The 19,647-nt window shown below is 40.4% G+C and carries 16 protein-coding genes and 12 tRNA genes; all 28 read left to right on the top strand.

The features are described 5' to 3' along the window. The first annotated feature begins 1 nt into the window (after window position 1). The 28 genes from O3670_RS09950 to O3670_RS09815 all read left to right on the top strand — a co-directional run bounded on the left by O3670_RS09950 (window position 2) and on the right by O3670_RS09815 (window position 19,483). A tRNA-Gly gene (locus O3670_RS09950) sits at window positions 2–73 on the top strand. 6 nt (window positions 74–79) lie between these two features. Continuing rightward, window positions 80–165 (top strand) — tRNA-Leu (locus tag O3670_RS09945). A gap of 14 nt (window positions 166–179) precedes the next feature. After that, a tRNA-Arg gene (locus tag O3670_RS09940) sits at window positions 180–253 on the top strand. A gap of 6 nt (window positions 254–259) precedes the next feature. Then, window positions 260–333 (top strand) — tRNA-Pro (locus O3670_RS09935). 5 nt (window positions 334–338) lie between these two features. Then, window positions 339–412: transfer RNA gene (locus O3670_RS09930), tRNA-Met, on the top strand. Between the two features lie 16 nt (window positions 413–428). Then, window positions 429–502 (top strand) — tRNA-Ile (locus O3670_RS09925). A 19-nt stretch (window positions 503–521) separates the two neighbouring features. Further along, a tRNA-Ser gene (locus O3670_RS09920) sits at window positions 522–611 on the top strand. 9 nt (window positions 612–620) lie between these two features. After that, window positions 621–694, top strand: a tRNA-Met gene (locus O3670_RS09915). A gap of 3 nt (window positions 695–697) precedes the next feature. Further along, window positions 698–770: transfer RNA gene (locus tag O3670_RS09910), tRNA-Phe, on the top strand. A gap of 9 nt (window positions 771–779) precedes the next feature. Continuing rightward, window positions 780–850, top strand: a tRNA-Gly gene (locus O3670_RS09905). A gap of 31 nt (window positions 851–881) precedes the next feature. Beyond that, a tRNA-Ile gene (locus O3670_RS09900) sits at window positions 882–955 on the top strand. Window positions 956–959: 4 nt separating this feature from the next. Then, window positions 960–1,047, top strand: a tRNA-Ser gene (locus tag O3670_RS09895). A gap of 58 nt (window positions 1,048–1,105) precedes the next feature. After that, window positions 1,106–1,936: a rod shape-determining protein MreC gene (mreC, locus tag O3670_RS09890; RefSeq protein ID WP_073685341.1), complete on the top strand. Its 831-nt coding sequence runs from the start codon at window positions 1,106–1,108 to the stop codon at window positions 1,934–1,936. Between the two features lies 1 nt (window position 1,937). Next, a complete protein-coding gene (gene mreD / locus O3670_RS09885) occupies window positions 1,938–2,462 on the top strand; it encodes a rod shape-determining protein MreD (RefSeq protein ID WP_371482850.1) in 525 nt (174 codons plus the stop codon). A gap of 84 nt (window positions 2,463–2,546) precedes the next feature. After that, window positions 2,547–4,052 (top strand): PcsB-like coiled-coil domain-containing protein, encoded by a 1,506-nt coding sequence (locus O3670_RS09880; RefSeq protein ID WP_060972874.1) that lies wholly within the window; start codon window positions 2,547–2,549, stop codon window positions 4,050–4,052. A gap of 211 nt (window positions 4,053–4,263) precedes the next feature. Beyond that, entirely contained in the window at window positions 4,264–5,229 is a 966-nt protein-coding gene (locus tag O3670_RS09875; protein ID WP_002886286.1) for a ribose-phosphate diphosphokinase, read from the top strand. Window positions 5,230–5,320: 91 nt separating this feature from the next. After that, on the top strand, window positions 5,321–6,496 hold the full coding sequence (locus tag O3670_RS09870) for a pyridoxal phosphate-dependent aminotransferase (RefSeq protein ID WP_049545078.1): 1,176 nt from the start codon (window positions 5,321–5,323) through the stop codon (window positions 6,494–6,496). After that, complete coding sequence (gene recO, locus O3670_RS09865) at window positions 6,483–7,256, top strand: DNA repair protein RecO (RefSeq protein ID WP_002889563.1); 774 nt, start codon at window positions 6,483–6,485, stop codon at window positions 7,254–7,256. The genes O3670_RS09870 and recO overlap by 14 nt, the downstream gene beginning before the upstream one ends. Before the next feature lie 208 nt (window positions 7,257–7,464). Further along, window positions 7,465–8,469, top strand: coding sequence for a phosphate acyltransferase PlsX (gene plsX / locus O3670_RS09860; RefSeq protein WP_049545079.1), 1,005 nt, complete (start codon window positions 7,465–7,467; stop codon window positions 8,467–8,469). After that, window positions 8,469–8,714: a phosphopantetheine-binding protein gene (locus tag O3670_RS09855; RefSeq protein ID WP_049545080.1), complete on the top strand. Its 246-nt coding sequence runs from the start codon at window positions 8,469–8,471 to the stop codon at window positions 8,712–8,714. Before plsX ends, O3670_RS09855 begins: the two co-directional genes overlap by 1 nt. Window positions 8,715–8,977: 263 nt before the next feature. Beyond that, entirely contained in the window at window positions 8,978–9,685 is a 708-nt protein-coding gene (purC, locus tag O3670_RS09850) for a phosphoribosylaminoimidazolesuccinocarboxamide synthase (protein WP_037599463.1), read from the top strand. Window positions 9,686–9,751: 66 nt separating this feature from the next. Continuing rightward, complete coding sequence (locus O3670_RS09845) at window positions 9,752–13,477, top strand: phosphoribosylformylglycinamidine synthase (RefSeq protein ID WP_049545081.1); 3,726 nt, start codon at window positions 9,752–9,754, stop codon at window positions 13,475–13,477. Window positions 13,478–13,631: 154 nt separating this feature from the next. Continuing rightward, window positions 13,632–15,071 (top strand): amidophosphoribosyltransferase, encoded by a 1,440-nt coding sequence (purF, locus tag O3670_RS09840; RefSeq protein WP_002889568.1) that lies wholly within the window; start codon window positions 13,632–13,634, stop codon window positions 15,069–15,071. Between the two features lie 170 nt (window positions 15,072–15,241). Beyond that, the gene (gene purM / locus O3670_RS09835) at window positions 15,242–16,264 is read left to right on the top strand and encodes a phosphoribosylformylglycinamidine cyclo-ligase (protein ID WP_013989890.1); all 1,023 of its coding nucleotides are present in this window, start codon (window positions 15,242–15,244) and stop codon (window positions 16,262–16,264) included. Between the two features lie 184 nt (window positions 16,265–16,448). Beyond that, on the top strand, window positions 16,449–16,997 hold the full coding sequence (gene purN / locus O3670_RS09830; protein ID WP_037604047.1) for a phosphoribosylglycinamide formyltransferase: 549 nt from the start codon (window positions 16,449–16,451) through the stop codon (window positions 16,995–16,997). Window positions 16,998–17,072: 75 nt separating this feature from the next. Continuing rightward, window positions 17,073–18,620 carry a bifunctional phosphoribosylaminoimidazolecarboxamide formyltransferase/IMP cyclohydrolase gene (gene purH, locus O3670_RS09825; protein ID WP_037604046.1) on the top strand — a complete coding sequence of 516 codons (1,548 nt, stop codon included), beginning with the start codon at window positions 17,073–17,075 and terminating at the stop codon, window positions 18,618–18,620. Between the two features lie 10 nt (window positions 18,621–18,630). Beyond that, entirely contained in the window at window positions 18,631–19,059 is a 429-nt protein-coding gene (locus O3670_RS09820) for a hypothetical protein (protein WP_037604045.1), read from the top strand. Then, window positions 19,052–19,483, top strand: a complete 432-nt coding sequence (locus O3670_RS09815) for a hypothetical protein (protein ID WP_037604044.1) — start codon at window positions 19,052–19,054, stop codon at window positions 19,481–19,483. The genes O3670_RS09820 and O3670_RS09815 overlap by 8 nt, the downstream gene beginning before the upstream one ends. Window positions 19,484–19,647: the final 164 nt, after the last annotated feature.

The raw sequence follows: 19,647 nt of genomic DNA, 5'->3' as shown, positions 1-19,647 counted from the left end.
TGCGAACGTAGTTCAGTGGTAGAACATCACCTTGCCAAGGTGGGGGTCGCGGGTTCGAATCCCGTCGTTCGCTTGAGGAGCCGGGGTGGCGGAACTGGCAGACGCACAGGACTTAAAATCCTGCGAAAGGAAACTTTCGTACCGGTTCGATCCCGGTCCTCGGCATAATAAAATAATGAGCACCCTTAGCTCAACTGGATAGAGTACCTGACTACGAATCAGGCGGTTAGAGGTTCGACTCCTCTAGGGTGCATTTTATCGGGAAGTAGCTCAGCTTGGTAGAGCACTTGGTTTGGGACCAAGGGGTCGCAGGTTCGAATCCTGTCTTCCCGATTTATGGCGGTGTAGCTCAGCTGGCTAGAGCGTCCGGTTCATACCCGGGAGGTCGGGGGTTCGATCCCCTTCGCCGCTATGTATATGGATTTCTTGGACCTTTAGCTCAACTGGTTAGAGCACTCGGCTCATAACCGAGCGGTCGTAGGTTCGAGTCCTACAAGGTCCATATATTAATTATAATATTTGGAGGATTACCCAAGTCCGGCTGAAGGGAACGGTCTTGAAAACCGTCAGGCGTGTAAAAGCGTGCGTGGGTTCGAATCCCACATCCTCCTTATAATTAACGCGGGATGGAGCAGCTAGGTAGCTCGTCGGGCTCATAACCCGAAGGTCGTAGGTTCAAATCCTGCTCCCGCAATATGGCTCGGTAGCTCAGTTGGTAGAGCAATGGATTGAAGCTCCATGTGTCGGCGGTTCGATTCCGTCTCGCGCCATTTTGTTAAGCGGGTGTAGTTTAGTGGTAAAACTACAGCCTTCCAAGCTGTTGTCGCGAGTTCGATTCTCGTCACCCGCTTTTTTTGGATATTATAGCCAAGCATTTGCTTGGGCGCGTAGCTCAGATGGTTAGAGCGCACGCCTGATAAGCGTGAGGTCGGTGGTTCGATTCCACTCGTGCCCATATTGGAGAATTACTCAAGAGGCTGAAGAGGACGGTTTGCTAAATCGTTAGGTCGGGTAACTGGCGCGGGGGTTCGAATCCCCCATTCTCCGTAGTATTATGACGAATTATCTTTTAGATAATTCGTTTTCTTTTTTTTGAGGTGACAAAATGAAAAATAGTTTTTATCGATTTCTTCTTTATGGGTTTATTATTATTCTATTTTTTGTAATGCTTTTTTCTTTTGTCTTTACTAATAAAAAATTAACGAAGGATATCTCTTTTAATGTATCTGGTTTAGTTACAAAAGTAGACTCTGTGGTTTCTGTTCCATTTACTGCACTATCAAAATCTCACAATGTTCTTTCTGATCTTTTATCAACTTATTCTGAGAATCATGATTTAAAAAAATCTTTATCAAATTTAGAGAATCAATCGGCTATTATTTCTAACTTGCAAGAAGAGAATGATTCTTTAAGAGCATCGCTTAATCTTTCGGACAAGCTAAGTCGTGATAATGTTCTCACTGCTGAAGTTTCAATGAGACCTTCTGTGACTTGGTTAAAAGAGTTAACTATTAATGTGGGTAAGTCTAAGAATGTTAGTAAATCTATGCTAGCAACTTCTAATGGTGGAGTTATTGGCTTTGTAACTAAAGTTTATGATGATACAACAACTATTTCTTTACTTTCTAGTAGTTCTAGTGATAGTTACCTTGCATCTAGTGTTAAATCAGAGGACGATAATCAGATTTTCGGGATTATATCACGTTATGATAATAAAAAGAAGCTATTAGAGATGACACAACTTAATTCATCTTCTAACGTTAAGGTCGGCACTGAAGTAGTCACAAGTGGTCTTGATGATGTATCAGTAAAGGATGTTCCAATTGGTACTGTAGACTCTGTTATTGATTATGAAGGAAATCGTACGATTTTGGTAAAACCTTATGCTGATTTTGATAAAATTTCTTATGTTACTTTAGTTGGAGATGGTAAATAATATGAAATTGTCCAAGTATTCTATTATTCCTTTCTTACTGAGTATTGTCCCTTTTCTATGGGATGGTCATATTTCTATGATACTTAATCATTATTTATCCCCTGAATTTTTTCTATCATCTCATCTTTTTATTATTTATATTTTCATCTTAACTCTTGATTTTCCAAATAAGTATGCATTTCTTTACCTTATTTGTTTTGGATTTCTTTATGATACCTATTATTTCAAAACAGTTGGTATAGTGATTCTAACTCTGCCACTGTTATGCTATCTGTTAACTCAGCTAGGACGAATTGTTAAGAGAAATACCTATGTTGATTTTTTGTTAATGTTTTTATTCTTATTTCTCTTTGATACCATAAATTTTGGCTTTGCCTTATTCTATGGTTTCTCCAATGAGTCTGTGACGGATTTTATTATTTATCAACTAAGTCCTAGTATAGTGTTTAATCTTTTGATCTTTATCTTTATTAAACCTATTATTGAAAAATTATTTTTATATCTGTCAGTTGATAGATTTAAATAGAACTGTAATATTGGCGTAACAAAGTTTGCGTCATTTTTTGTTACAATAAGAAGGTCTTATCGAAAAGGAGTAGTATTTTATATTATGAAAAAACGTATTCTTTCAGCAGTGTTGGTAAGTGGTGTAACCTTATCAGCAGCTGCATCAGTACATGCAGAGGATTATGATTCGCAAATTGCTGCTGCAGATAATGCAATTAGTAACCTTGCTTCTCAACAAGAGACTGCACAAGCGCAAGTTGCTACAATCCAATCTCAAGTATCTACACTTAGAACACAAAAATCAGAATTGGAAACTAAAAATGCTGAACTTGAAAAAGTGTCAGCAGATTTGGAATCTGAAATTCAAGAATTATCAAGTAAAATTGTAGCTCGTCAAGATTCTTTGGCGAAACAAGCTCGTAGTGCTCAACAAAATAATACTGCGACTAGCTATATCAACTCTATCTTGAACTCTAAGTCAATCTCTGAAGCTATTACTCGTATCACAGCTATTTCAAAAGTTGTTACAGCTAATAATGACATGTTGACAAAACAAGAGTCTGATCAAAAAGAGCTTGCTGCAAAGCAAGAACAAAACCAAGCTGCTATTAATGAAATTGCAACTAATAAAGCTGAGCTTGAAACAACAGAAGCTGGTTTGACAACTCAACAAGCTGAACTAGAAGCAGCACAAGTTACTTTGGCTGCAGAATTGGCTACAGCACAAGATGAAAAAACATCACTTGTTTCTGCTAAATCAACTGCAGAAGCTGTGGCAGCTTCAACTGCAGCATCAGTTGCTCAGTCTCAAGCAATTGCAGAATCAGAGGCAGCAGCACAAGCAGTAGCATCTTCAGAAGCGGCAGCATTTGTAGCTCAATCAGAGGCGGCAGCAACTTCAGAAGCTGTAGCTCAACCTTCTGAAGCTACTGTTTCAGAAACAGCGACAGCCTCAGAAGTAGCACAAGAACCGGTTTCATCAGAAACTTCAGAAACTGAGCCAACTGTTGCAACTTCAGAAGCAACACAAGAGCCTGCTGCTCCAGCAACATCTGAAGCACAGCCAGAATCAGCTGCGTCAGAGGCACAACAAGAGCCTGCTGCTCCAGTAACATCTGAAGCACAACCAGAATCAGCTGCTCCAGCAGCTTCAGAAGCTCCTGCTAGCGAAGCACCTGCAGCAACATCTGAAGCACCAGCAAGTCAAGCACCTGCAGCTTCAGAAGCACCAGCTCCTGCTGCTGAAACACCTAAAGTATCAGCAGCATCAACTCCTAATACATATCCAGTTGGTCAATGTACTTGGGGTGCTAAATCATTAGCTTCATGGGTTGGTAATTACTGGGGTAATGCTAAAAACTGGATTGCTAGCGCACAAGCAGCTGGTCACTCAGTTGGTACGACTCCTGTAGCCGGTGCAATTGCGGTTTGGCCAAATGATGGTGGTGGTTATGGTCACGTAGCTTACGTAACATCAGCATCAGGTTCAAATTCAATTCAAGTTATGGAATCAAACTATGCTGGTAACATGTCAATCGGTAACTACCGTGGTACATTTGATCCAACATCTTCAGCTCACGGTGGTTCTGTATATTATATTTACCCATAATGAACACAAAAAAGCGATTCGAATTTTCTCGAATCCTTTTTATTTTACGGGAAAATCTCTTTACTTTGTGGAACTGATTTTAGCTGGGAAAATGTCGTAGCTAAGGTTAAATCTTTTTAGTCTTGTTAAGTTACTGTGACACCATTTATTTTGCATTGAAAATCAATCTAAAAAAAGGTAGAATGGTTTAGTAGATATTTTGGAGGAAATCATGTCTTATACGAATTTGAAGTTGTTTGCTTTATCGTCTAACCAGGAATTAGCAGCAAAAGTTGCTGATAAAATGGGTATTGAACTCGGAAAATCAAGTGTTCGTGAATTTTCAGATGGTGAGATTCAAGTTAATATTGAAGAATCTATCCGTGGTCATCACGTTTTTATTCTTCAATCTACAAGCTCCCCTGTAAATGATAACTTGATGGAAATCTTGATTATGGTTGATGCACTAAAACGTGCCAGTGCAGAAACAATCAGTGTTGTTATGCCTTATTATGGTTATGCACGTCAAGACCGTAAGGCACGTTCACGTGAACCAATCACATCTAAGTTGGTTGCTAATATGCTTGAGGTTGCTGGTGTTGATCGACTTTTGACAGTTGACCTCCATGCTTCTCAAATTCAAGGATTCTTTGATATTCCTGTAGACCATTTGATGGGTGCACCACTTATCGCAGATTACTTTGATCGTGCTGGTCTTACTGGAGATGATGTTGTTGTTGTTTCTCCAGACCATGGTGGTGTGACTCGTGCACGAAAACTTGCTCAATGTTTGAAAACACCAATTGCAATCATTGATAAGCGTCGTAGTGTTGATAAAATGAACACTTCTGAGGTTATGAATATTATTGGTAACGTTGAAGGTAAAACATGTATCTTGATTGATGATATGATTGATACTGCGGGTACAATCTGTCATGCGGCGGATGCGCTTGCTGAAGCTGGTGCAACTCATGTTTATGCTTCATGTACTCACCCTGTATTGTCAGGTCCAGCACTTGATAATATTCAAAAATCTGCTATTGAGAAGCTTGTCGTATTGGACACGATTTATCTTCCAGAAGAACGTTTGATTGATAAAATTGAACAAATTTCAATTGCTGATTTGATTTCAGAGGCAATTATTCGTATTCATGAAAAACGTCCATTGTCACCTTTGTTTGAAATGGGCCATAAATAGACTGAAGCTAGCCTAGGCTAGCTTTTTTGGTGTTTAAATGCGTTTGAGTTTTTGATATAATGTTAGGCATAATTGCAAAGAGGTGACTGTGATGGATTTAACACAACGTTTTAATAAAAATTTAGATAAGATTGAAGTTTCAATGATTCGTCAGTTTGACCAATCAATTTCAGATGTACCAGGGATCAAAAAGTTGACACTTGGTGAACCTGATTTTACAACTCCAGATCATGTAAAAGAGGCTGCTAAAGCTGCTATCGATGCTAACCAGTCGCACTATACAGGTATGGCAGGGCTTCCTGCCTTACGTCAGGCAGCTGCGGAGTTTGTTAAGGAAAAATACAATCTTACTTATAACCCAGATAATGAAATTTTGGTGACTATTGGAGCTACAGAAGCCCTTTCTGCAACTTTGACAGCGATTTTGGAGCCAGGTGATACGATTCTTTTACCTGCACCAGCCTATCCAGGATATGAGCCGATTGCAAATCTAGTTGGTGCTGAAATTGTCGAAATTGATACAACAGCTAATGATTTTGTTTTGACTCCGGAGATGTTAGAAAAGGCAATTTTGGAGCAGGGAGATAAGCTTAAGGCTGTTTTGCTTAACTACCCGACTAACCCAACAGGTGTGACTTACTCACGTCAACAGATTAAAGATTTGGCTGAAGTTCTGAAAAAATACGATATTTTTGTTGTTAGTGATGAAGTTTACTCTGAGCTAACTTATGTGGATCACCATGTATCTATTGCTGAGTATTTGCCGGAACAAACGATTTTGATTAATGGTTTGTCTAAATCTCATGCGATGACAGGGTGGCGTATTGGTTTAATTTTCGCACCTGCAGTCTTGACGGCTCAGTTGATTAAGAGTCACCAATATTTGGTAACAGCTGCAGCAACAATGGCGCAATTTGCAGCTATTGAAGCCTTGTCTGCTGGTAAGGATGATGCCCAACCAATGAAAGTTGAGTACTTGAAGCGTCGTGATTATATTCTTGAAAAAATGACTGAACTTGGTTTCAGAATTATTAAACCTGATGGTGCTTTCTACATCTTTGCTAAGATTCCAGAAGGGTATACTCAAGACTCCTTTAAGTTCTGCCAAGACTTTGCTCGTGAAAAAGCTATTGCGATTATCCCAGGGGTCGCTTTTGGGAAGTATGGCGAAGGCTTTGTTCGCTTGTCGTATGCGGCTAGCATGGATACTATTGAAACAGCTATGACTCGTTTGAAAGAGTTTATGGAAGAACATGCAGAAGCTTGAGAGTAGAGGGCTTGTCCTCTTCAATCGTAATTATCGTGAGAATGATAAACTAGTTAAAATTTTTACCGAGCAAGCTGGTAAACGGATGTTTTTTGTTAGAGGTGGTGGGGCAGGTAAATTAAGTGCTGTCATTCAACCTTTGACCATCGCTGAATTCATGATGACTGTAAATGATGAAGGTCTATCTTTCATAGAAGATTATAGCCAGGCACAATCCTTCAAGGAAATTACAAGCGATATTTTCAAGCTGTCTTATGCGACATATTTGGCTGCATTGACAGATGCTACTATTGCTGATGGTGTGACAGATGCGCAATTATTTGTATTCTTGGAGAAGACGCTTGAATTAATGGAAGAAGGCTTGGATTATGAAATCTTGACTAATATCTTTGAGATTCAGGTTTTAGACCGTTTCGGCGTACGCTTGAATTTTCACGAGTGTGTCTTTTGTCATCGTGTAGGCCTTCCTTTTGATTTCTCGTTTAAGTTCTCGGGACTACTTTGTCCAAATCACTATGCAGAGGATGAAAGGCGTAGTCACTTGGATCCTAATGTGCCTTATCTTTTAGATCGTTTTCAGGGGCTTTCCTTTGAAGAATTGAGAAGCATATCTGTTAAGGATGACATGAAACGAAAGCTACGATATTTTATCGATGACCTCTATGATAATTATGTTGGAATACATCTTAAAAGTAAGAAGTTTATTGATAATCTAAATTCTTGGGGCCATATTATGAATAAAGAAGATAGTGCTGACTAGACATTATCTTCTTTTTGTTTCACGTGAAACAGGAAAGTAATGGTTTTCAGTCTCAGGGGTTAAAATGCAGGTCAGTTCGTGCTATAATAAGATAATAAGCTGAAAGACTCTGCTAGAAACAGTGAACTAGTCTATTTTAGTTACCTAATATTTTATTGAAAGCAATCTGAGTTTGTTTTTTATGGCAGAGGACGAGAGGGAGAATGCTATGCATGTAATTGCAGTAGATGCTATGGGTGGCGATAATGCGCCACAAGCAATTGTAGAGGGAGTCAACCAAGCTATAGCAGATTTCAAAGATATTGAAATCCAGCTTTATGGTGATGAAGCTAAAATTAAGACTTATTTGACAGCGAATGAACGTGTGAGCATTGTGCATACTGATGAAAAGATAAATTCGGATGATGAGCCAGCTAAAGCTATTCGCAAGAAGAAAAAAGCTTCAATGGTCTTAGGTGCACAAGCTGTTAAGGAGAAAAAAGCAGGTGCCGTGATTTCTGCGGGAAATACAGGTGCCCTTCTTGCCGCAGGTCTCTTCGTGGTCGGGCGTATTAAGGGAGTTGAGCGTCCAGGTCTTATGTCAACAATGCCAAGTTTTACTGGTCAACCCTTTGATATGCTTGATTTAGGTGCAAATGCGGAAAATACACCTAGTCATTTGCATCAATATGCTATTTTAGGATCTTTCTATGCTAAAAATGTGCGTGGCATTGCCAACCCTCGTGTAGGTCTCCTTAATAATGGGACTGAGGAAACAAAGGGGGATAGTCTTCGTAAGGAGGCTTTTGAACTCCTATCTAAGGAGCCAAGTATTAACTTTGTTGGTAATGTTGAGGCGCGTGAAATTATGTCAGGAGCTGCTGATGTAGTAGTCGCTGATGGTTTCACAGGAAATGCAGTTCTTAAGGCAATTGAAGGAACGGGACTTGGTGCCATGAAGACTCTTAAGTCAGCTATCATGAATGGTGGTCTTAAAGCTAAGTTAGGTGCCTTCCTATTGAAGGATAGTCTAAAAGGTATGAAAGAGACTATGGATTACTCTAGCGCCGGAGGTGCGGTTCTCTTTGGTCTTAAAGCTCCCGTAGTAAAATGTCATGGATCTAGTGATGCTAAGGCAGTTTACTACACTATTAAGCAGGTTCGTACGATGCTTGATACTAAGGTTGTTGAGCAGCTAGTTGAAGCCTTTAGTCCGAAAGAGGAGGCTAACTGATGAGTAGAGTAGAAATTCTTCAGAAAATGCAGCTCGTGATTCAAGAGCAGATGGGTAAAGAGGACATTGTTTTAACCGAAGACACCAAATTAGATGACTTGGGTGTGGATTCAATAGAGCTTATGGAATTCATTATTAATTTGGAGGATGAGTTTGCTCTTGAGATTTCCGATGATACTATTGACCATATGGTTAAGGTAGCTGATTTGTTGGACTATTTGTCTGAGAAATTGAATAAAGAATAAGAAAGCTAGAGTTAGATAAGAGTATAATAGTTGTGTATTATATGATTGTTATTTTGTGGGAGTGAGGCAAGAAACTAAATGTTATATGGATTTAGTTCTGTCACACTCCTTTTTTCTATACATTTTTTATTAGGAAACTCTAAAAAAACAATCAAAAGACGAACGTTGTTTTTTTACTAAAGTAATAAAGTTTGCTATATATTGGTTTTTGGATTCTGGTGTGGTATAATTAGAAAGAATAAACTTGAAAGGCGAACAATACCATGTCAAACCAACTAATTTATACTGGTAAAGCTAAAGATATTTATAGTACAGAAGACGAAAATGTGATTAAGTCGGTCTATAAGGACCAAGCAACTATGCTTAATGGTGCTCGTAAGGAGACTATTAAGGGAAAGGGTGTGCTAAATAATCAGATTTCGTCTCTTATTTTTGAAAAATTGAATGCTGCGGGTGTAGCTACTCACTTTATCGAACGTATTTCTGACACAGAACAACTCAACAAGAAAGTGAAAATCATTCCTTTGGAGGTTGTTCTTCGTAACGTGACTGCGGGTTCTTTTTCTAAACGTTTTGGCGTGGAAGAAGGTTTGGACTTGAAAACTCCTATCGTTGAATTTTACTATAAGAACGATGATTTGGATGATCCATTCATCAATGATGAGCATGTGAAGTTCTTGGATATTGCCAATGATGAACAAATTGCTTATATCAAGGAAGAAACGCGTCGTATCAATGAATTGCTGAAAGATTGGTTTGCACAAATTGGTCTTCGTTTGATTGACTTCAAATTGGAATTCGGTTTTGATAAGGATGGCAAAATTATCTTGGCAGATGAATTTTCACCAGATAACTGCCGCCTTTGGGATGCTGAAGGGCACCATATGGACAAGGATGTCTTCCGTCGTGATCTTGGTAGCTTGACAGATGTTTATGAAGTTGTATTGGAAAAATTACAAGGATTGAAGTAGCCTTTTACAAATAGAATACTTGGTCTTCACTACAATCTTTAAGTAGAAATAGATAAAGGAAATAAAATGGATAAACGTATTTTCGTTGAGAAAAAAGCTGATTTTCGTGTGAAATCTCACTCTTTAGTAAAAGAATTAAAGCATAATCTTCAGTTGAAAACTTTGAATGATCTTCGTATTGTTCAAGTTTACGATGTCTTTAATTTGGCAGAGGACTTGTTTGCGCGTGCGGAAAAACATATTTTCTCTGAGCAAGTGACCGATACTGTTTTGGATGAAGCCGCGGTTAAGGCTGATCTTGAGAAGTATGCTTTCTTTGCTATCGAAAGTTTGCCTGGTCAATTTGACCAACGTGCGGCATCTTCACAGGAAGCTTTGCTTTTGCTTGGTAGTTCAAATGATGTAACGGTGAACACAGCGCAACTTTACTTGGTTAACAAGGATATTGATGCGAATGAGTTGGAAGCTGTCAAAAACTACCTCTTGAACCCAGTGGATTCTCGTTTCAAAGACATCACTGTTGGCATTGCTAAACAGGATTTCTCTGAGTCTAACAAGACCATTCCAAGTTTGGATTTCTTTGAAACTTATACGGCAGAAGATTTTGCTAAGTATAAGGCAGAGCAAGGATTGGCAATGGAAGTGGATGACCTTCTATTCATTCAAGATTACTTCAAGTCTATTGGTCGTGTGCCAACTGAGACTGAGCTTAAGGTGTTGGATACTTACTGGTCTGACCACTGTCGTCACACAACTTTCGAGACTGAGTTGAAAAACATCGACTTCTCTGCTTCTAAATTTGAAAAACAATTGCAAGCGACTTATGACAAGTATATTGCCATGCGTGATGAGTTGGGACGTACCGAAAAACCTCAAACCTTGATGGATATGGCGACTATTTTTGGTCGTTATGAGCGTGCCAATGGTCGTTTGGACGACATGGAAGTGTCTGATGAAATCAATGCCTGCTCTGTTGAAATTGAAGTGGATGTCAATGGTGTGAAAGAGCCATGGCTTCTCATGTTCAAGAACGAAACCCACAACCACCCAACGGAGATTGAACCATTTGGTGGTGCAGCTACTTGTATTGGTGGAGCCATTCGTGACCCATTGTCAGGTCGTTCATACGTTTACCAAGCCATGCGTATCTCAGGTGCTGGTGATATTACAACACCAATTGCTGAAACTCGTGCTGGTAAATTGCCACAACAAGTGATTTCTAAAACAGCGGCTCACGGTTATTCTTCATACGGTAACCAAATTGGTCTTGCAACAACCTATGTTCGTGAATACTTCCACCCAGGTTTCGTTGCTAAGCGTATGGAGCTAGGTGCCGTTGTCGGTGCGGCTCCTAAGGAAAATGTTGTCCGTGAAAAACCTGAAGCAGGTGATGTGATTATCTTGCTCGGAGGTAAGACTGGACGTGATGGTGTCGGTGGTGCGACAGGTTCTTCTAAAGTTCAAACGGTTGAATCTGTTGAAACAGCTGGTGCTGAGGTTCAAAAAGGGAATGCCATCGAAGAACGTAAGATTCAACGTCTTTTCCGTAATGGGGATGTGACTCGTCTGATCAAGAAATCAAATGACTTTGGTGCTGGTGGTGTCTGTGTGGCTATCGGTGAATTGGCAGATGGTCTTGAAATTGATCTAGACAAAGTACCATTGAAATACCAAGGTTTGAACGGTACAGAAATTGCCATTTCTGAATCTCAGGAACGTATGGCTGTAGTGGTTCGTCCAGATGATGTAGACGCTTTTGTTGCTGAATGTAATAAAGAAAATATTGATGCTGTTGTCGTTGCGACAGTGACTGAAAAACCAAATCTTGTCATGCACTGGAATGGCGAAACCATCGTTGATTTGGAACGTCGTTTCCTTGATACAAACGGTGTGCGTGTGGTTGTAGATGCTAAGGTGGTTGACAAGGATGTTAATCTTCCAGAAGAACGCCAAACCTCTGCCGAAACCCTTGAAGCTGATACTCTTGAAGTTTTGGCTGACCTTAACCATGCCAGTCAAAAAGGTTTACAAACCATCTTTGATAGCTCAGTTGGTCGTTCAACAGTCAATCACCCACTTGGTGGTCGCTACCAAATCACACCAACTGAAGCTTCTGTACAGAAATTGCCAGTCCAACATGGTGTGACAACAACTGCTTCTGTTATGGCGCAAGGGTTCAACCCTTATGTAGCAGAATGGTCTCCATATCATGGTGCTGCTTATGCGGTCATCGAAGCAACCGCTCGTTTGGTTGCTGCTGGTGCAAACTGGTCTAAGGCTCGTTTCTCTTATCAAGAATACTTCGAGCGTATGGATAAACAAGCAGAGCGTTTTGGTCAACCAGTATCAGCTCTTCTTGGATCCATTGAAGCTCAGATTCAACTTGGGTTGCCATCTATCGGTGGGAAAGACTCTATGTCTGGTACCTTTGAAGAATTGACAGTACCACCAACTTTAGTTGCTTTTGGTGTCACAACTGCAGATAGCCGTAAGGTCCTTTCTCCAGAATTTAAAGCTGCTGGTGAAAATATCTATTACATCCCAGGTCAAGCTTTGGCACAAGAAATTGACTTTGATCTTATCAAGTCTAACTTTGCTAAGTTTGAAGCCATCCAAGCTGATCACAAAGTGACAGCAGCATCAGCTGTCAAATATGGTGGTGTCCTTGAAGCTCTTGCCCTTGCAACATTTGGGAACCATATCGGTGCTAACGTCGAATTAGCTGACCTTGACACCAGCTTGACAGCCCAATTGGGCGGATTCATCTTCACATCGCCTGAAGAAATTGCAGGTATTGCCAAGATTGGACAAACAGAAGCTAACTTTACACTTACTGTCAATGGTGTAACGCTTGATGGACACAAACTTGACAGTGCCTTCCAAGGTAAATTGGAAGAGGTTTATCCGACGGAATTTGCACAAGCAACTGAGTTGGAAGAAGCACCTGCTGTGGCATCAGATGCTGTTATCAAAACTAAAGAAACAGTTGAGACACCAGTGGTTTACATCCCAGTATTCCCAGGTACTAACTCTGAGTACGATTCAGCTAAGGCCTTTGAAAAAGAAGGTGCAAAAGTCAACTTGGTACCATTTGTCACACTGAATGAAGAAGCAATTGTCAAGTCCGTTGACACCATGGTTGACAATATCGAAAAAGCTAATATTATCTTCTTTGCAGGTGGCTTCTCAGCAGCCGATGAACCAGATGGATCAGCTAAATTTATCGTTAACATCTTGCTCAATGAAAAAGTACGTGCAGCCATTGATAGCTTCATCGAACGTGGTGGTTTGATTATCGGTATCTGTAACGGGTTCCAAGCTCTTGTCAAATCAGGTCTTCTTCCATATGGTAACTTTGAAGATGCAAGCAGTACTAGTCCAACCCTCTTCTACAATGATGCCAACCAACACGTGGCTAAAATGGTTGAAACACGTATTGCCAACACGAACTCACCATGGCTTGCCGGAGTAGAAGTTGGTGACATCCATGCCATCCCAGTATCACATGGTGAAGGTAAATTTGTCGTGACAGCTGAGGAATTTGCAGAGCTTCGTGACAATGGTCAAATCTTTACCCAATATGTTGACTTCGAAGGTAAACCAAGCATGGATTCAAAATACAATCCTAACGGATCTGTGAATGCTATCGAAGGTATCACAAGCAAGAATGGTCAAATTATTGGTAAGATGGGTCACTCAGAACGTTTCGAAGATGGTCTCTTCCAAAATATTCCAGGAAATAAAGACCAACACCTCTTTGCGTCAGCGGTTAAATACTTTACTGGAAAATAATAGAGTGCCAAGTGTACTCAGTAATGATATTTTTCGATATGCAGTGATTATAAAGAGCTTGAAACCTTAAGTTCCAATTAGTGAAATGAGAGGCTAGAAACAGTTTTTCGTTCGCCTTGCATAAGGAAAATATCAAAAATAAAAGGTATAAAAAATGACATACGAAGTTAAATCTCTTAATGAAGAATGTGGTGTTTTTGGTATCTGGGGTCACCCAGATGCTGCCAAATTAACTTATTTCGGACTTCACAGTCTCCAACACCGTGGTCAAGAGGGAGCAGGAATTCTCTCAAATGATGCGGGTCAATTGAAGCGTCATCGTGATATGGGGCTTCTCTCAGAAGTTTTTCGTGATCCAGCCAACTTGGACAAGCTAACTGGAACAGCTGCTATCGGTCATGTTCGTTATGCGACTGCTGGTGAAGCTTCTGTAGACAATATTCAACCTTTCTTGTTTAAGTTTTATGACAATCAGTTTGGACTTGCCCACAACGGGAACTTGACTAATGCAGAGTCACTTAGACGTGAGTTGGAAAAAAATGGTGCAATCTTTAACTCGACTTCTGACTCAGAAATTTTGGCCCACTTGATTCGTCGTAGCCATAACCCATCCTTCATGGGTAAGGTGAAAGAAGCCTTGAACACTGTTAAAGGTGGATTTGCTTACCTCCTCATGCTTGAGGACAAGCTCATTGCAGCCTTGGATCCAAATGGTTTCCGTCCCCTTTCTATTGGTAAGATGGCCAATGGAGCTATTGTGGTTTCATCTGAAACCTGTGCCTTTGAAGTGGTTGGAGCAGAGTGGATTCGCGATGTGAATCCAGGTGAGGTTGTTATCATCGATGATAATGGCATTACTTACGATAACTATACAACGGACACCCAATTGGCTGTTTGCTCAATGGAGTATATTTACTTTGCCCGTCCTGATTCAAATATCCAAGGGGTCAATGTCCATACAGCTCGTAAACGTATGGGTGCTCAATTGGCACGTGAATTCAAACATGAAGCAGATATTGTAGTTGGTGTGCCTAATTCATCACTTAGCGCAGCCATGGGATTTGCAGAAGAATCAGGCTTGCCAAATGAAATGGGCTTGATTAAAAACCAATACACTCAACGTACCTTTATCCAACCAACACAAGAATTACGTGAGCAAGGGGTTCGTATGAAGCTCTCTGCCGTATCAGGTGTTGTTAAAGGCAAACGTGTGGTTATGATTGACGATTCTATTGTACGTGGGACGACCTCACGTCGTATCGTTAATTTGCTAAAAGAAGCAGGAGCAACAGAGGTTCACGTAGCAATCGGTAGTCCAGCCCTTGCCTATCCATGTTTCTACGGTATCGATATTCAAACACGTAAGGAATTGATTGCGGCCAATCATACAGTTGAGGAAACACGAGAAATCATCGGTGCGGATAGCTTGACTTACTTATCAATTGATGGCTTGATTGATTCTATTGGAATTGACACAGATGCACCAAACGGTGGCCTTTGTGTGGCTTACTTCGATGGTAAATATCCAACACCATTGTACGATTACGAAGAACGCTATTTGGAAAGTTTGAAAGAACACACTTCTTTCTATTAAGAGTAGTCTAGAAGGAAAAAAGAGTAAAAAATTATGTCTAAAAATGCTTACGCTCCACGTCTAACTACTGACTAAAAGCTAAAGCATTTGTCAGTAGACGCTTTGCCCTATGGAGTCAAAGCTGGAGACCTGACTAGTATTTTTCTCGAAAAAAGAAAAGGAATAAACAAATGACAAATAAAAATGCGTATGCCCAATCGGGTGTGGACGTTGAAGCAGGTTATGAAGTTGTTGAACGTATCAAAAAACATGTTGCCCGTACAGAGCGTGCAGGTGTCATGGGAGCTCTCGGTGGCTTCGGTGGTATGTTTGACCTTTCAAAAACAGGTGTCAAAGAGCCCGTTTTGATTTCAGGTACAGATGGTGTCGGTACTAAACTCATGCTTGCTATCAAGTACGATAAACACGATACTATCGGTCAAGACTGTGTGGCTATGTGTGTTAACGATATTATCGCTGCAGGTGCTGAGCCCCTTTACTTCCTTGACTACGTAGCAACTGGTAAAAATGAACCAGCTAAATTGGAACAGGTCGTTGCTGGTGTGGCTGAAGGTTGTGTGCAGGCTGGTGCCGCCCTCATCGGTGGTGAAACTGCTGAAATGCCTGGTATGTACGGTGAAGACGACTATGACTTGGCTGGTTTCGCAGTAGGTATCGCTGAAAAATCACAAATCATTGACGGTTCAAAAGTGGCTGAAGGTGATGTGCTTCTTGGACTTGCCTCAAGCGGTATCCACTCAAACGGTTACTCACTCGTGCGTCGTGTCTTTGCGGATTACACAGGTGAAGAAGTTCTCCCAGAACTTGAAGGCAAAAAACTTAAAGACGTTCTTCTTGAACCAACTCGTATCTACGTCAAAGCGGCTTTGCCACTCATCAAAGAAGAATTGGTGAATGGAATTGCCCACATCACAGGTGGTGGTTTCATCGAAAATGTGCCACGTATGTTCTCAGATGACTTGGCTGCTGAAATTGACGAAAGCAAAGTGCCAGTTCTTCCAATTTTCAAAGCTCTTGAAAAATATGGTGAAATCAAACACGAAGAAATGTTTGAAATCTTCAACATGGGTATTGGTCTCATGCTTGCGGTTAAACCGGAAAATGTGGAACGTGTCAAAGAACTTCTTGACGAACCTGTTTATGAAATCGGTCGTATTGTGAAGAAAGATGGCGCTAGTGTGGTGATTAAATAATGGTGCTATCACCATTTTGTACGGAGAAATTGTAGAAAGGAGTGTTTGGTTAGTAAGCCTAACTGAACACGGGACTCATTTTCTAGGAAAAAAGAGAAATCATTTTGTGTGCAAGCACCCAGCAATGATTTCCTATTTTTCTACGAAACTGTTCGGCTAGCCGAAACGTCCCTTTGTATCGAATATGAAGATTGCTGTTTTTGCCTCTGGCAACGGCTCAAACTTTCAGGTGATTGCGGAACAATTTCCAGTAGAATTTGTTTTTTCAGATCACCGTAATGCCTATGTCTTGGAACGTGCCAAGAATCTTAATGTGGTTAGCCATGCCTTTGAACTCAAGGAATTTGACAATAAAGCGTCTTATGAAGAAGCTATCGTCAAACTCTTGGATGATCACCAGATTGATTTGGTTTGTTTGGCCGGTTATATGAAAATCGTCGGCCCAACCTTGCTAGCAGCTTACGAAGGCCGTATTATCAATATTCACCCGGCTTATCTCCCTGAATTTCCAGGGGCTCATGGTATTGAGGATGCTTGGAATGCTGGCGTGGATCAGTCTGGTGTGACCATTCACTGGGTGGATTCTGGCGTTGATACCGGAAAGGTCATCAAACAAGTCCGTGTGCCACGCCTTGAAGGTGATACCCTTGATACTTTCGAAACTCGCATCCACGAAGCAGAGTACAAACTCTATCCAGAAGTGTTGGATAGTTTGGGTGTAGCGAGAAAATAAGAAAGTGCTAGAGCTGAAAGAAAATTTTCGACTGTAGCAGATAAAGAACTTTTTTAAAAAAGGAAAAGAAAGAAAATGACTAAACGAGCACTTATTTCAGTCTCAGACAAAGCGGGCATCGTTGAATTTGCCCAAGAACTCAAAAAACTCGGTTGGGACATCATCTCAACAGGTGGTACCAAGGTTGCCCTTGACAATGCTGGGGTAGACACTATCGCCATTGACGATGTGACTGGTTTCCCAGAAATGATGGACGGACGTGTGAAGACTCTCCACCCAAATATCCACGGTGGTCTCCTCGCTCGTCGTGACCTCGATAGCCACCTTCAAGCGGCTAAGGACAATAATATCGAATTGATTGACCTTGTTGTGGTAAACCTTTATCCATTCAAGGAAACCATTCTCAAACCAGACGTAACTTACGCTGACGCAGTTGAAAACATCGATATCGGTGGTCCATCAATGCTTCGTTCAGCAGCTAAAAACCATGCTAGCGTGACAGTTGTTGTAGACCCTGCTGACTATGCTGTTGTTCTTGATGAATTGTCAGCAAACGGCGAAACAAGCTACGAAACTCGCCAACGTTTGGCAGCGAAAGTATACCGTCACACAGCTTCATACGACGCTTTGATTGCAGAATACTTCACAGCTCAAGTGGGTGAAACAAAACCTGAAAAACTCACTTTGACTTATGACCTCAAGCAACCAATGCGTTATGGTGAAAACCCGCAACAAGACGCAGACTTCTACCAAAAAGGTTTGCCAACGGCTTACTCAATTGCTTCAGCTAAACAGCTTAACGGTAAAGAATTGTCATTCAACAATATCCGTGATGCTGATGCTGCTATCCGTATCATCCGTGATTTCAAAGACCGTCCAACAGTTGTGGCTCTCAAACACATGAACCCATGTGGTATCGGTCAAGCTGATGACATTGAAACAGCTTGGGACTACGCTTATGAAGCTGACCCAGTGTCAATCTTTGGTGGTATTGTAGTCCTCAACCGTGAAGTTGAGGCTGCGACAGCTAAGAAAATGCACGGTGTCTTCCTTGAAATCATCATTGCACCAAGCTACACAGACGAAGCTCTTGAAATCTTGACAACCAAGAAGAAAAACTTGCGTATCCTTGAGTTGCCATTTGACGCTCAAGATGCTAGCGAAGTGGAAGCAGAATACACTGGTGTTGTTGGTGGTCTCCTCGTTCAAAACCAAGACGTTGTTAAAGAAAGTCCAGCTGACTGGCAAGTGGTTACCAAACGCCAACCAACTGAGACAGAAGCGACAGCTCTTGAGTTTGCTTGGAAAGCTATCAAGTACGTCAAATCAAATGGTATCATCGTGACTAACGACCACATGACACTTGGTGTTGGCCCTGGTCAAACTAACCGTGTGGCTTCAGTCCGTATCGCCATTGAGCAAGCTAAAGACCGTCTTGATGGTGCTGTTCTTGCTTCAGATGCCTTCTTCCCATTTGCAGATAACGTGGAAGAAATCGCTAAAGCAGGTATTAAAGCTATCATCCAACCAGGTGGCTCAGTCCGTGACCAAGAGTCAATAGAAGCGGCTGATAAACATGGTTTGACAATGATCTTTACAGGCGTTCGTCACTTCCGTCATTAAGGAGATATGATTGTCAAACAATAGTCAACTTTTAAAATCTTACTTTACTACTATTTTTCACAAGTTAGTACATTCGCTAAAAAAATTATTTAATACGAATAGATATAAAAATTGGATAAGCAATCTGGATAATGCAGCGTTAGATTGTGAATTTAAAAAGGTAGAAAGTCGTAATAAGGTTATGAATAGTTTGGATGGTAAGTGGATTTTTACCATCCCATTGGCTATCTTGAGTCATTGGTGTGTATTTGTAAAAAAAGTGAGTGATAAAGATATCAATTCTTCCAAAGCAATAAATCTTGTCTTTGGTTCTCTTACTTTTTATATATCATTAATTCTTATTATAGTAATACCTATCCTTATCTACAAAAGAGTAATTAGTTTAAAGTTTGTTTTGTTAAAAAGTGAATCAGAGCAGAGGAATAGTGATAATGGGTGAAATTAAGGAATTTTTTAAAGAAATCTGGCGCGAGATTCCAATTCAAATTTTAGCTATGGTTGGCTATTCATTGTTGGTAGTACTATATCTTATCAATCTAAATAAGTTTAATCATCAGTTGGAGAGTATCGGAGGCAATGGAGAGATTGCTCAAAGTGTAAATGTTATGCTTTATGATGGTGGACGAGCTTGGAAATATTTATCATTGGCTGTTGTATTAGCTGCATTAGCTACCTTGTTAGTTTGGTTCATAATAACACACTTTAGATATGTAAGTGGCTATTCTATGCTAGCATTTATTTTCTTTTTAGTTCTACTTCTCATATATGTGTGCCTTATTATAATATTTATAAACAATCCGATACTTAGAGCCGCAATAATTGTAATATTTTGTGGTGGAATTCTCATATCTGTTTTGAAGTAAGTAAAGATATGTTGATAGACTTATTTGAACATTAAGTTTCCTTTAAGCTACCCAAACTATACTAATACCATCCTAAAAAACTTTTCTTTTTCATAAATCTCCTAAGAGCTCAGCATCCGCTGGGCTTTTTTATTATGTGACTTTAAGTCCGTTTCGCTCCGAAG

It is taken from the genome of Streptococcus sp. 27098_8_74 (assembly GCF_041431705.1).
GTDB classification, from domain to species: Bacteria; Bacillota; Bacilli; order Lactobacillales; family Streptococcaceae; genus Streptococcus; species Streptococcus salivarius_E.
Note: the sequence above shows the minus strand (reverse complement) of the source record. Positions and strands in the feature narration are given on the sequence as shown.